The 13,255-nt window shown below is 64.7% G+C and carries 13 protein-coding genes; 6 read left to right on the top strand and 7 right to left on the bottom strand.

What is annotated here, in order from left to right; all coding sequences use genetic code 11:
- The first annotated feature begins 34 nt into the window (after positions 1-34).
- Positions 35-2,167 carry a type I secretion system permease/ATPase gene (locus tag VA613_RS13375; protein WP_324779515.1) on the top strand — a complete coding sequence of 711 codons (2,133 nt, stop codon included), beginning with the start codon at positions 35-37 and terminating at the stop codon, positions 2,165-2,167.
- Positions 2,168-2,176: 9 nt separating this feature from the next.
- Entirely contained in the window at positions 2,177-3,607 is a 1,431-nt protein-coding gene (locus VA613_RS13370; protein ID WP_324779514.1) for an HlyD family type I secretion periplasmic adaptor subunit, read from the top strand.
- 18 nt (positions 3,608-3,625) lie between these two features.
- Here the strand turns inward: VA613_RS13370 and mtgA are convergent, their stop codons facing one another.
- Genes mtgA through VA613_RS13355 form a run of 3 tightly spaced genes read right to left on the bottom strand, consistent with a single transcriptional unit; the run spans position 3,626 to position 5,633 of the window.
- Complete coding sequence (gene mtgA, locus VA613_RS13365; protein ID WP_324779513.1) at positions 3,626-4,324, bottom strand: monofunctional biosynthetic peptidoglycan transglycosylase; 699 nt, start codon at positions 4,322-4,324, stop codon at positions 3,626-3,628.
- Complete coding sequence (gene aroE / locus VA613_RS13360; protein ID WP_324779512.1) at positions 4,321-5,121, bottom strand: shikimate dehydrogenase; 801 nt, start codon at positions 5,119-5,121, stop codon at positions 4,321-4,323. Before aroE ends, mtgA begins: the two co-directional genes overlap by 4 nt.
- 56 nt (positions 5,122-5,177) lie before the next feature.
- Entirely contained in the window at positions 5,178-5,633 is a 456-nt protein-coding gene (locus tag VA613_RS13355; protein ID WP_324779511.1) for a rhodanese-like domain-containing protein, read from the bottom strand.
- 264 nt (positions 5,634-5,897) lie between these two features.
- Between VA613_RS13355 and glnA the strand changes: the two genes are divergently transcribed.
- The 4 genes from glnA to ntrC all read left to right on the top strand — a co-directional run bounded on the left by glnA (position 5,898) and on the right by ntrC (position 10,507).
- Positions 5,898-7,307: a type I glutamate--ammonia ligase gene (glnA, locus tag VA613_RS13350; RefSeq protein WP_324779510.1), complete on the top strand. Its 1,410-nt coding sequence runs from the start codon at positions 5,898-5,900 to the stop codon at positions 7,305-7,307.
- 146 nt (positions 7,308-7,453) lie between these two features.
- A complete protein-coding gene (locus VA613_RS13345) occupies positions 7,454-7,924 on the top strand; it encodes a DUF4124 domain-containing protein (protein ID WP_324779509.1) in 471 nt (156 codons plus the stop codon).
- 73 nt (positions 7,925-7,997) lie between these two features.
- Positions 7,998-9,083, top strand: coding sequence for a nitrogen regulation protein NR(II) (glnL, locus tag VA613_RS13340; protein WP_324779508.1), 1,086 nt, complete (start codon positions 7,998-8,000; stop codon positions 9,081-9,083).
- Positions 9,084-9,088: 5 nt separating this feature from the next.
- Positions 9,089-10,507, top strand: a complete 1,419-nt coding sequence (gene ntrC, locus VA613_RS13335; protein WP_324779507.1) for a nitrogen regulation protein NR(I) — start codon at positions 9,089-9,091, stop codon at positions 10,505-10,507.
- Between the two features lie 73 nt (positions 10,508-10,580).
- Here ntrC and grxD read toward each other — a convergent pair whose 3' ends face one another.
- The 4 genes from grxD to VA613_RS13315 form a co-directional block, all read right to left on the bottom strand.
- Entirely contained in the window at positions 10,581-10,901 is a 321-nt protein-coding gene (gene grxD, locus VA613_RS13330; RefSeq protein ID WP_324779506.1) for a Grx4 family monothiol glutaredoxin, read from the bottom strand.
- A 63-nt stretch (positions 10,902-10,964) separates the two neighbouring features.
- Entirely contained in the window at positions 10,965-12,062 is a 1,098-nt protein-coding gene (locus VA613_RS13325) for a nucleotidyltransferase domain-containing protein (RefSeq protein ID WP_324779505.1), read from the bottom strand.
- Positions 12,063-12,065: 3 nt separating this feature from the next.
- Positions 12,066-12,986, bottom strand: a complete 921-nt coding sequence (locus tag VA613_RS13320; protein WP_324779504.1) for an HprK-related kinase A — start codon at positions 12,984-12,986, stop codon at positions 12,066-12,068.
- Positions 12,983-13,255 carry an HPr-rel-A system PqqD family peptide chaperone gene (locus VA613_RS13315; protein WP_324779503.1) on the bottom strand — a complete coding sequence of 91 codons (273 nt, stop codon included), beginning with the start codon at positions 13,253-13,255 and terminating at the stop codon, positions 12,983-12,985. The genes VA613_RS13320 and VA613_RS13315 overlap by 4 nt, the downstream gene beginning before the upstream one ends.

Here is a 13,255-nt window from a genome sequence, read left to right as displayed (position 1 = left end):
GGGAAGAGGTGGGGAACATCCGGACTCGATATCCATGCCGACAGAACCAACATCTCCAATCCATTCGGATGATACCGGCCTGACTTGTCTGGTCATGCTGGCGCGTTTTCATCAGGTCGCCAGTGACCCTGAGCAACTGGCACATCAGTTCAAGCCATCCGGTGAAGTCTTTGGTGAGACCGAAATACTGCTTGCCGCCAAGCACATTGGCTTGCAGGCCAAAGCAGTCAAGACATCCCTGGATCGCCTTGACCGGACACCGCTGCCTGCCATGGCAGTGGATAGCACAGGTAGTTATTTCATTCTTGCGCGCTTCGATGCAGAGAAGGCCTTGATCCACGACCCCAAGGCGGAGCGACCACAGGTGGTGTCGCGTGCAGAGTTGCTGGCACGTTGGAACGGTAGACTCATCCTGTTTGCCTCGCGGGCTTCCACGGTCGGCGAGATCGCAAAATTCGACTTTTCCTGGTTCATCCCAGCCGTCGTCAAGTACCGCAAGCTCCTGGGCGAAGTACTGCTCGTGTCATTTGTGCTGAATCTTTTTGCCCTTGTTACGCCGCTGTTTTTCCAGGTTGTGATGGACAAGGTGCTGGTGCATCACGGGTTGACCACGCTGAATGTCATCGCCGTCGGCCTGCTCGTGGTGTCGGTCTTCGAAGTGGTGTTGTCGGGCCTCAGAAGCTACGTATTCGCCCACACCACCAGCCGCATCGACGTGGAACTGGGCGCGCGACTGTTCCGTCATCTGCTTCATTTGCCACTAGGTTACTTCCAGGCGCGGCGCGTAGGCGATTCAGTTGCCCGTGTCAGGGAACTGGAGAACATCCGCGCCTTCCTTACCGGGAATTCGATCACGGTCGTGCTGGATGTGTTGTTCACTGTTGTCTTCATCGGCGTGATGCTGTTTTACAGTGGCTGGCTAACGTTGGTGGTGCTGGCCTCGTTGCCGCTCTATTTTGTGGTTGCCATGCTGGTCACCCCGCTTTTGCGCGCGCGCTTGCACGAGAAGTTCAACCGCGGCGCCGAGAGCCAGGCTTTCCTGGTCGAGGCCGTGTCCGGAATCGACACGCTGAAAAGTATGGCGGTGGAACCGCAGATGCAGCGCCGTTGGGACAACCAGTTGGCGGGCTATGTCTCGGCGGGGTTCAAATCTGCAACCCTTGCCACGCTGGCACGCGAAAGTACGAACCTTATCGGCAAACTTGTTACGGTTGGGACCTTATGGCTGGGCGCCAAGCTGGTAATCGATGGCCGGCTCACTGTTGGCCAGTTGGTGGCATTCAACATGCTGGCGGGTCGGGTCGCGCAGCCGATCATGCGACTTGCGCAACTATGGACAGATTTCCAGCAGACCGGTATTTCGGTTCAGCGCTTGGGGGATATTCTCAACGCACCGACTGAAGGTGCGGGCACCAAGAGCAGTCTGCCGCCGATTGCTGGCCGCATCACGTTCGATAAAGTGCATTTCCGCTATCGCCCGGACAGCCCTGAAGTGCTCAACGGCATCAGTCTCGATATCCAGCCAGGTGAAGTCATCGGCATTGTCGGGCGCTCCGGTTCCGGCAAGAGCACATTGACCAAGCTGATCCAGCGCCTGTATGTACCGGAACGTGGTCGAGTGCTGGTCGACGGCCTGGATCTTACCCTGATCGATGCGTCCAGCCTGCGTCGCCAGATCGGCGTCGTGTTGCAGGAGAACGTGTTGTTCAATCGGACGCTGCGGGAGAACATCGCGCTCGCTGATCCCGGCGCGCCATTGGAGCAGGTCATGGGCGCCGCCAAGCTGGCGGGGGCGCATGAATTTATCCTTGAATTGCCCGAAGCCTACGACACCGTGGTTGGTGAACATGGCTCGAGCCTGTCGGGTGGCCAGCGCCAGCGCATCGCGATTGCGCGCGCACTGATGTCCCAGCCGCGAATTCTGATCTTTGATGAAGCCACCAGTGCGCTCGATTACGAATCTGAACGCATCATTCAGAACAATATGCAGGCCATCTGTCAGGGCCGCACAGTCATCGTCATTGCGCATCGCTTATCCGCAGTACGGCATGCCAATCGCATTCTGGTCATGGATCACGGCCAGATAGTGGAAGCCGGAACGCATGCCGAGTTGCTTGAACATGAAGCAGGGCATTATTCCCGATTGCACCGCCTCCAGCATGCCTAAGGGGGCGAAATGAAGCGACACGCTATAGCCCATCTTTGGGCGCGTTATGCCACAGTCTTTCGCCACGCCTGGGCGCGGCGCAAGGAAATGGGTAGCCCGTCCCTGCGGCTCCATGAAGCTCAATTTCTGCCTGCGGCACTATCCTTGCGAGATACGCCTGTGCATCCTCTGCCACGCATCACGCTTTGGATGATCATGGCGTTTGCCCTGATCGCATTGATGTGGGCCGTGTTGGGCCGCATCGATGTCGTGGCTACAGCCGTCGGCAAGATCATTCCCAGCGACCGCACCAAAGTCATCCAGCCAATGGAAACCGCCGTGGTCAAGGCAATTTATGTGCGGGACGGCCAGCTTGTCGAGGCAGGGCAAGTGTTGATCGAGCTTGATGCTACGACCGCTACAGCCGACAGCGAGCGGCTTCGCAATGAAGCCTTAAGCGCGCGGTTGGAAGCGCTGCGTGCACAAGCCATGTTGTTCGCTATGGCGAGCGGAAAGCCGCCACAACTTGATGTATCAAAATCAAAGGCGATCGACGGTGTGGATGCGGCTCGCATGCTTGCCGAGCAAGGTCAGGTTTCCAGCCAATTTCAGGAATACGAGGCGCGCCAGCTGCAATTGCAGTCCGAGATTGCGCGTCATAAGGCAGAGTTCCACACAACCCAGGAGCAGGTAACCAAGCTCGAACAAACTGCGCCCATCGCACGCCAGCGCGCGCAGGACTATCAGAGATTGGCGAGAGAAAATTTCATTTCCAAGTATGGTTATCTCGAACGTGAGCAGGCTCGAATCGAGCAGGAGCAGGATCTGGCTGCCAGCCGTGCCAAGCTTACGGAAATCCGTGCCGCGCAGATGGAAGCACAACGCCAGCAGGCCACGCTCACTGCCGAAACCCGGCGGCAACTTCTGGAGCAATTCAATTTAGCGACGCAAAAAGCCGCATCGCTTGAACAGGAGCTGGTGAAGGCGGAACAGCGTAGCCGCTTGATGCACCTGACTGCGCCGGTGGCAGGAACCGTACAGCAACTGGCCATCAATACGGTGGGTGGGGTGGTCACGCCAGCCCAGCCCTTGATGGTGATCGTACCCAAAGAGAATGTCCTGGAAGTTGAGGCGATGCTGCCCAACAAGGATATTGGATTCGTAAACCCTGGGCAGGACGCCGAGATAAAAGTGGAGACCTTCCCCTTCACCAAGTACGGCACGCTGCATGGCAAGGTTGCCCAGGTGTCATCCGATGCGATTCAGGACGAAAACCGGGGACTGATTTATTCGACGCGGGTGAAGCTGGCCCAGGATACGTTGCGGGTGGAGAACAAATTAGTGCGGCTTTCCCCGGGCATGGCCGTGACGGTCGAGGTCAAGACCGGTACACGACGGGTGATCGAGTATTTCCTGAGTCCGCTGATACAGGCAACAAGTGAGAGCTTGAGGGAACGCTGATCGGCCGGTGCGTAATCCTCACCGCGGCACCTGCGCACTCCACATATACCGGCTGATGACCACGACGCGCTTCTGATACGCGCGCGAGCTGCGGTGGTTCTCGTACCAGCGCGGGTTGGGCACCATCGCCGCGAGGCGCGCGGCCTGCTCGGGGCCGAGGGCGGCGGCGGGGACCTTGTAGTAGCGGCGGGCGGCGGCTTCGGCGCCGTAGATGCCGTTGCCCCATTCGATGACGTTGAGGTAGACCTCGAGGATGCGGCGCTTGCTCCAGGTGGCTTCGATCATCAGGGTGATGATCGCCTCCTGGCCCTTGCGAATGAAGCTGCGCTCGCCGGAAAGGAACAGGTTCTTGGCGAGCTGCTGGCTGATGGTGGAGCCGCCGGCGACCAGCCGCCCTTTCTTCAGGTTCTTCTCGACGGCGGCCTGGATGCCTTCGACGTCGAAGCCTTCGTGGGTGAGGAACTTGGCGTCCTCGGCGGCGACGATGGCGCGTTTCAGGTGGATCGAGATGCGGTCGTAGGGCACCCACCTGTGGCGCAGCCCGGCGTCGGGGTTCTTTTCCTGCTGGCGGGCGAGACCGGCTTCCATGAACGAGGTCATGCCGGGGTTGTGGTCGATCCACCACAGCACATGGGCGAACAGCCACGCCTGGTACAGCAGCACGAGGACGATCGCGGCGGCGATGCCCTTGCCGATCCAGCCGAACAGTTTCCTCATGCTGCGCGCAGGCTCGCGATGACGGGCGCGGTGTCGGGGCGCATGCCGCGCCACAGCAGGAAGGCCTCGGCGGCCTGCTCGACCAGCATGCCGAGGCCGTCGGCGGTGGCGGCGCCGTGGCGGCGCGCGAAGTCGAGGAAGGGCGTGTCGCGGCCGTACATCATGTCGTAGGCGAGGGTGTCGGCGGTGAACAGCGCGGGCGAGAGCGGCGGCAGTTCGCCGGCGAGGCTCGCCGCGGTGGCGTTGACGACGAGGTCGAAGGGCGTGTCGAGGCCGTCGAAGCCGCTGGCGACGACGCCGCGCCCGAACAGCGCGGCGAGTTCCTCGGCGCGGCTGACGGTGCGGTTGGCGACGACGAGCGCCGCGGGATTCTGGTCGAGCAGCGGTTCGATGGCGCCGCGCGCGGCGCCGCCGGCGCCGAGCAGCAGGATGCGCTTGCCGGCGAGCGTGCGCTTGAGGTTGCGCGTGAGGTCGGCGACGAGGCCGGCGCCGTCGGTGTTGTCGCCGAGGGTGCCACCGGCTTCGAACTTCAGCGTGTTGACCGCCCCCGCGCGCTGGGCGCGCGGCGTCAGGCGGTCGGCGAGCTGGTAGGCCTGTTCCTTGAACGGCACGGTGACGTTGGCGCCGCGTCCGCCCGCGGCGGCGAAGGCGGCGACGCTGGCGGCAAAGCCGTCGAGCGGCGCGAGGATGGCCTCGTACGTCATGTCCTGCCCGGTCTGGCGGGCGAAGGCGGCATGGATCAGCGGCGACTTGGAGTGGGCGATCGGGTGCCCGAATACGGCGTAGCGGTCGGTCATGGCGGCCGTATTCTAGCCGCTGCCGGCGCCGGATGGCGCGTTGGCGTGCGTGCGGGTCAGATTTGCGACCAGGGCAGCTCGCGCCGCTTCCAGCCGTTGAGTTCGCTGCGGTGGCCGGTGGTCTTGTTGAGGTCGCCCTCGAAACCTTCGAGGACGTTGTAGCAGTGGTTGCGGCCGGATTCGGCGCAGAGCTGGGCGGCGCGGTGCGAGCGGTGTCCGCTGCGGCAGATGAAGAAGAGCAGCGACTCGGGGTCGGTCGCCTGCGCGAGTTGCGCGAGGAAATGCGGGTTCAGCACCCAGCCGGGCCAGGATTGCCATTCGACATGGAGCGCGCCGGGGATGGTGCCGGTGAGTTCGAGCTCGGCGCGCGAGCGCACGTCGACGAGGCGGGCGCCGGGGGCGAGTTGCAGCAGTTCGTGGGCTTCATGGGGCAGCAGCGCGCCGGCATAGGGCCAGGAATTCGCCTGGCTGCGGCTGTGGGCGGTGTCGAGCAGCTCGGTGATGCGTCCCATGATGCGGTTCCGGTGGTTTCGTTTCAGTATATCCAAGGGCCTGTTCGATGCAACGCGCACCAAAACGGTGCGTGGTCTGAATTGGGGGCGCTGTTTTGGTGCGGATCGACACGCGCGGATCGGCCTATCTTCCCGCCCGGGCCTTGTGGCACAATGCCCGATGCCGCTTTTCACACATGGCACGGTTGCTGCTAAGTTTGCATTCGTCTTGGGCGCTACCTATCGTTTCGTCATCCCATTTATTCAGTATCAAGGAGATTCAGCATGGCCGTGGCCGATGTCATCAAGAGAATCAAGGACGAGGAAATCAAGTTCGTCGATCTGCGCTTTACCGATACGCGTGGCAAGGAGCAGCACGTCTCCATTCCCTCGCGCATCGTCACCGAAGACTGGTTCGAGGACGGCCACCCCTTCGACGGCTCCTCGATCGCCGGCTGGAAGGGCATCCAGGCCTCCGACATGCTGCTGAAGGCCGACCCGAATTCGGCCTACATGGACCCGTTCTTCGACGAGCCCACCCTGATCCTGACCTGCGACGTCATCGAGCCGTCCGACGGCAAGGGCTACGAGCGTGATCCGCGTTCGGTCGCCAAGCGCGCCGAGGCCTACCTGAAGTCGACCGGCATCGCCGACACCGCCTACTTCGGCCCCGAGCCCGAGTTCTTCATCTTCGACTCGATCACCTGGCACGACAACATGTCGGGCTGCGGCGTGAAGATCAACTCGGAAGAGGCCGCCTGGTCGTCCGCCGAGAAGTTCGAGAACGGCAACACGGGCCATCGTCCCGGCGTCAAGGGCGGCTACTTCCCTGTGCCCCCGGTCGACAGCCTGCAGGACATCCGCGCCGCCATGGTGATGGCGCTGGAAGAAGCCGGCGTGCCGGTCGAAGTGTTCCACCACGAAGTGGCGACCGCCGGCCAGTGCGAGATCGGCACCGTGTTCAACACGCTGACCAAGCGCGCCGACTGGACCCAGATCCTCAAGTACATCGTGCACAACGTCGCCCACGCCTACGGCAAGACCGCGACCTTCATGCCCAAGCCGATCGTCGGCGACAACGGCTCCGGCATGCACGTGCACATGTCGCTGTGGAAGGACGGCAAGAACATGTTCGCCGGCAACGGTTACGCCGGCCTGTCCGAGACCGCGCTGTACTACATCGGCGGCGTGATCAAGCACGCCAAGGCGCTGAACGCGATCACCAACCCGTCGACCAACTCGTACAAGCGTCTGGTCCCCGGCTTCGAAGCCCCGGTGATGCTGGCCTACTCGGCGCGCAACCGCTCCGCCTCGATCCGCATTCCGATCGCCGCCAGCGAGAAGGCCCGCCGCATCGAGGTGCGTTTCCCGGATCCCACCGCCAACCCCTACCTGGCGTTCGCCGCGCTGATGATGGCCGGCCTCGACGGCATCCAGAACAAGATCCACCCCGGCGATCCGGGCGACAAGGATCTCTACGACCTGCCGCCGGAAGAGGACGCGAAGATCCCGAAGGTGTGCCACAGCCTGGAAATGGCGCTGGAAGAGCTCGACAAGGACCGCGAGTTCCTGACCCGTGGCGGCGTGTTCACCAACGACATGATCGACGCCTACATCACGCTGAAGATGGAGGAGGTCACCAAGTTCCGCATGACCACGCATCCGGTCGAATTCGCGATGTACTACTCGCTGTAAGCGGGGCGCACGCAGCACAAGGGGCAGCTTCGGCTGCCCCTTTTTATTTGGGGCGTTTGTCTGGACCTCCCGTGCCGGATGCGCTGCCTATCAAGATCGCCCGCGCCTGTCCGTTAGCTATCGGGTACGCTAAACTCTTCCGACTCATGCCCACCGCACGCCTGTTCCTGCTGTTCGGATTGCTGCTGTCTGCTTCCGCGCAGGCGGAAATCTACAAGTACGTCGACGAGAACGGCCAGGTCACCTTCACCGATGTCTACCGCAAGGGCGCCAGGCGCGTCGACTTGCCGGGTGCGCCCGGTCCGGTGCCGGGCAAGGGCAATGCCGCCAAGCGCGCCTCGTACGCGCCGAGTCCGGCCGGCTTTCCTCGCATCGACCCGGCCACCCAGAAACGGCGTGACGATGTGCGGCGCCAGGTGCTGCAGGACGAGATCGCAAGCGAGCAGCGCGACGCCGACGAGGCGCGCCGCCAGCTCAAGCTCGGCGAACGGCTGCAGCCGGGCGAACGCGCGACCGATGCCTCCTACGCCAACCGCGTGAACAAATTGCGCGCCACGCTGCAGCAGCACGAGCAGAACATCGCCGATATCCGGCGCGAACTCGCCAACCTGAAGTAGGCCGCCGCAGGGCGGCCAGAGGGGTGCGCCAGGTCGGCCGTGCTCTGGCACAATCAGTGCTTGAGATAAGCGCATGAGCATGCCATCGTTCTCGCCAATCGAGTTTTCCGGGCTGGACTGCCTGTCCACCGGCGCCCTGGTGCTGGACGCGGAAGATCGGATCGGCTACGTCAATCCGGCCGCGGAGACGCTCCTCGGCGTGTCCGGCGTGCTGCTGGTGGGCGCCGCGGCGGCGAGCGTTTTCGAGCGCAGCCTCGAGCTGCTGGCGGCCATCCAGACCGCGCGCAGCCAGCAGGAAACCGTGATCGAATACGAGCTCGACGTGGTGGTGAGCGGGCATCCGCCGATCCGCGTAGGCTGCAGCGTGTCGCCGCTCGAGCGGCCCGCGCACGCGGTGCTGATCGAAATGCGCGCCGTCGATCCGCACCTGCGCATCGCGCGCCTGGAGCAGACCCGGCTGCAGCAGGAAGCGAACCGCGAGCTGCTGCGCAATCTCGCCCATGAAATCAAGAATCCGCTCGGCGGCATCCGCGGCGCAGCGCAGCTGCTGGAACACGAGCTGCCGCGCGAGAGCCTGCGCGAATACACCCAGGTCATCATCAAGGAATCGGATCGCCTGCAGTCGCTGATGGAGCGGCTGTTGACGCCGCACCGTGCGCCCCGATTTGGTGCAGTGAACATCCACGAGGTGCTGGAGCGCGTGCGCAGCCTGATCCTCGCCGAGACGCCGAGCGTGACGCTGCGGCGCGATTACGACCTCAGCCTGCCGGAAATCCGCGCCGACGCCGAACAGCTGATCCAGGCCACGCTCAACATCGCGCGCAACGCCGTGCAGGCAATGCACGGAAACGGGCATGGGCACGGAAACGGGCATGGCCAGGGCGAGATCGTCTTCAAGACGCGCGTGGCGCGCCAGATCACGCTCGAAAGCCGCAAGTATCAGCTCGGCATGCGCGTCGAGATCATCGACAACGGCCCCGGCATCCCGGACGCGATCCGCGAGCAGATCTTCTTTCCGCTGGTGTCCGGCCGCGAGGGCGGCAGCGGCCTCGGGCTCGCCGTGGCACAGACGCTGGTCGCGCAGAACCACGGTACCATCGAGTGCGAGAGCCGGCCGGGCCACACCGTGTTTTCCATTTTCCTTCCCTTGCCAGGCTGATCCCCATGTCCAAACCAAGCTGCGTCTGGATCATCGACGACGATCGCTCCATCCGCTGGGTGCTGGAAAAGGCGCTGCTGCGCGAGGACATTCCGTGCATGACTTTCAGCGCGGCGAGCGATGCCCTGCGCGAACTGGAGCGCAGCACGCCGGCCGCGGTGCTGTCGGACATCCGCATGCCCGGCGTGTCCGGGCTCGAACTGCTGCAGGCGCTGAAGGAGCGCCTGCCCAAGGTGCCGGTCATCATCATGACGGCGTACTCCGACCTCGATAGCGCCGTCGCGGCCTTCCAGAGCGGGGCGTTCGAGTACCTGCCCAAGCCGTTCGACGTCGACCAGGCGCTGGAGCTGGTGCGCCGTGCCCTTGCCGAAAACGCAAGCCGCGAGGTGCCGGCCGGCAGCGAGGCGCCGGCGCCGGAAATCCTCGGCCAGGCGCCGGCGATGCAGGAAGTTTTTCGCGCGATCGGGCGGCTTTCGCAGTCGCATGCCACCGTGCTCATCACCGGCGAATCCGGCAGCGGCAAGGAACTGGTGGCGCGCGCGCTGCATCGCCACAGCCCGCGCGCCGCCGGCCCGTTCATCGCGCTGAACACCGCGGCGATACCGAAGGACCTGCTGGAGTCCGAGCTGTTCGGCCACGAGCGTGGCGCGTTTACCGGCGCGGCGGCGCAGCGGCGCGGACGCTTCGAGCAGGCGGACGGCGGCACGCTGTTCCTCGACGAGATCGGCGACATGCCTGCCGAGCTGCAAACCCGGTTGCTGCGCGTGCTGTCCGACGGGCAGTTCTACCGTGTGGGCGGACATACGCCGATCAAGGTGAACGTGCGGGTGATCGCCGCGACGCATCAGGATCTCGAAACGCGCGTGCGGGAAGGCCTGTTTCGCGAGGACCTGTTCCACCGCCTCAACGTCATCCGCCTGCGTCTGCCGCCTTTGCGCGAGCGGCGCGAGGACATTCCGCTGCTGGTGCGGCATTTCATGCAGAAGAGTGCGCGCGAACTGGGCATGGAAGCAAAGGGCGTGTCGGAAGCCGCGATGAAGGCGCTGGTCAATCTGCCGTGGAGCGGCAACGTGCGCCAGCTCGAGAACGTCAGCCACTACCTGACCGTGATGGCGCCAGGACAGGTGGTCGAGGTCGGCGATCTGCCGGCCGACCTGATGCAGGGCGCTGCGGGGAGGGCGGGAGGCGACTGGCTGCAGCGGCTTGCAGCCGAGGCGGGCGCGCGCCTGGCGCGCGGGGAGGCGGCGATCCTCGACGAACTCACCCAGGCCTACGAAAAGACATTGATCGAAGTGGCGCTGCGCCACACCGGCGGGCGCCGCATCGAGGCCGCGCATCTTCTGGGCTGGGGGCGCAATACGCTGACGCGCAAGATCCACGAGCTCGGGATGGATGCGGCGCCGGACGGCGACGAAACGAAATAGCAGGCTGCTTCAGCGACGCCCCAACAAGAAAGCCGACCCGTGGTCGGCTTTCCTTGTCAGCGCGCAGCCTGCTTCAGGCCGTCTGGGCCTCTTCCAGCAGCTTCTGGATTTCGCCCTTCTGGTACATCTCGATCATGATGTCGGAGCCGCCGATCAGCTCGCCCTTCACGTACAACTGCGGGAAGGTCGGCCAGTTGGCGTAGTACTTCAGGTTTTCGAAGATTTCCGGATCCATCAGCACGTTCACCGCCAGGAAATCCTTGACGCCGCAGGCCTGCAGCACCTGGGCGGCGCGCGCCGAGAAGCCGCACTGCGGAAACTGGGGCGTGCCTTTCATGTACAGCACGATGGCGTTGTTGGTGACTTGGTCGCGGATGCGGTCGAGAGGGGTCATGGTCGGCTCCTGGGTAATACCTGACTGGAATAGTCGGGAATTATACGCACGAAGAATCGGTCGTCAAGCGGGCTTCAACGACCGTTGCCAGGGGCTGATGAATGCCTTGTGGAACAGGTGCGGGATCAACAGGTGAACGGGCATGCGCAGCCAGTGCGCGCGCACGAAGGCGGCAAGGCGGGCCGCAGGGGCGAGGGTGTCGGCGCAGCTCGCATGGTCGGGTCGCAGGGCGCGAGTGAAGATCGGGTCCATCAGGGCGAGCGTGAGGCGGCCCGGCGCCCACGGCGCCAGGCTCGCCGCGATGCCGTCGGGCACCGGTGTATCGAGAAAATGCCGCAGGTAGCGCAGGGCGTAGAACAGCGAGCGGCTCAGCTGCAGTTCCTCGGCGCGCGCGACGAGACGCGGCCAGAATTCCGGTGCGGCCGCCGCTTCGCGCAGCAGCAGGTCGAGGTCGGTGAGGTCGCGCAAGCCGTGCGGCAATTCGCCGTCGTGGAACAGGTGCGCGGCGGAATGCAGGATGCGGTCTTCCGGCGCCAGCACCAGGATGCCCGGCAAATCCTCCACCGCGACGGCGCGGCTGCGCAGCCGGGCGGAGTCGGGGTGGTAGCGTGCCGTGTCGGGCAGGATCGCGTGGTGCACATCGATCACGGTGTCGCGCTGGGCGTGCTGCAGGGGCGGAATTTCATGCATCCAGCGCCGGTAGTAGCGCTGGTCGTATTCGGAGAGGCCGGTGGCGTGCCAGCCGGCCAGGCGCAGCGCGCCTTCCACCCGCGGCAGGGATTCACGCGGCACCAGGATGTCGATGTCGCTGAACAGCCGGCCTTCCGCGGCAGGAAGGCCGGCGGCCACGTAGGCCGCACCCTTGAGGACGATCAGCGGACCGTCGACGCTGGCGAGCGCCTTGCGGATCTGCCGCAACTCCCAGCGCACCGCGGTACGCTGCTTGTTCGCGAGCGTCTCGGCAGCGTCGAAATGCCACCGGACCGCCGCTGGAATGGCCGCCGCCTGACCCTGCTGGCGCAGCCGGTGTCCCAGCCGGGCGAGCAGTCCGGCGGCACGCGCCTGCCGCACCAGCAGATCCCAGTCGCCCAGCGAGAAGCGGCTCACCAGTTCCGGCGAGCGAAGCGTGCGGGCGAGCAGGATCGGCGAAAGCGGCTGCATGTATCAGGACGGGCGACGCGCGGCGAGGCGGTCGAAGGTCGCAATGGCGTCGTCGAGGTCGCTGTAATGAAAATCATAGCAGTGGACCTCGTCGATCAGGGCGGCGCCGACGCGGAAGCCGTCGGCGCCGAGGTGGCTGTAGTTGAAGGCATTCTGTGCCAGGAACATGAAGGTCTGCGCCTGCGAGCGGGGCGCCAGGGTGGTCGGCGCGCCGGCATCCCACCTGGGGAAGATCACCCAGCCGGGGCGCGCGGGCTCGTGCTGGCGCAGCACGCTTTCGCGCGGGGGGCGCATGTGGGCGACCGTCCCCTTGACGGTGTCATGCGACGGGCGGTTGATGTAGGCGTCCGGGTCGAAGGCGCGGATCACGTCGATCGAGCGGTTCTTCAGGCTGACGGGGCGCGGCAGCGGCTGGATCAGGCCGGTTCTGCGGTCGATCAGGGTCAATTCGTCCGACAGCAGGCGCCAGCCCGACAGCACCAGGCCGGCGGTGAGCGTGCTCTTGCCTGAGCCGGGCGGGGCGGGGAGGATGGCTGCCAGCCCGTTCTTTTCGACGACCGCTGCGTGGATGACGAGGTAATGGTGCGCCTGGGTCGAGACGCACCAGTTCAATCCCCATTCGAGCATCGGAAATGCCTGGTCGCGCGGCAGCGGCTTGAACGGGTGCACGCCGTCGAAGGAGAAGCGAACCTGCGGGCGCAGCCAGCGGCGCAGGCTGGCGGGCGGGTTGACCGACACGTGGAAATCGGCGAACGCCTCGTTCACGCCGCGTATCTCGAACTGCCCGTAGAGTTCGGCCAGGCCTTCCGCTACCGCGGGTACGCGCGACTGCACCCGCAGCGAGAACGGGCCGGTGCGGAGCCACACGCCGGCACCGGCGAGCTGCCGACGCAGGTCGGCACGAGGAAGCTGCAGCAACTTCATGCCGCTGCGAGGAGGCCGATTCTGCACAGGCTGTCGAAGGCTTCGACAGCCCGCTCCTCGAGTTGTGGCGTTTCCTCGACCTCGAAATGCGCCGCCAGGGCGGCGCCAAGGTCGGTTGCGCGGCAACTGGCCCGCTCGCCGCAGATGCGGTAGAGCGCGAGCGTGAGCGGATTCAGGTAGTGCGTATCGCCCGACTCCGTGTCGTAGACGACAGCCTCGTCTCCCCAGACTTTCAGCAGGCGGGAGGGCGAGAGCGGCGGCAGGGTCAT

The sequence above is a fragment of the Thiobacillus sp. SCUT-2 genome, assembly GCF_035621355.1.
GTDB lineage: Bacteria > Pseudomonadota > Gammaproteobacteria > Burkholderiales > Thiobacillaceae > Thiobacillus > Thiobacillus sedimenti.
The sequence above is the reverse complement of the archived record's forward strand: the minus strand, read 5'-3'. Positions and strand labels throughout refer to the sequence as shown.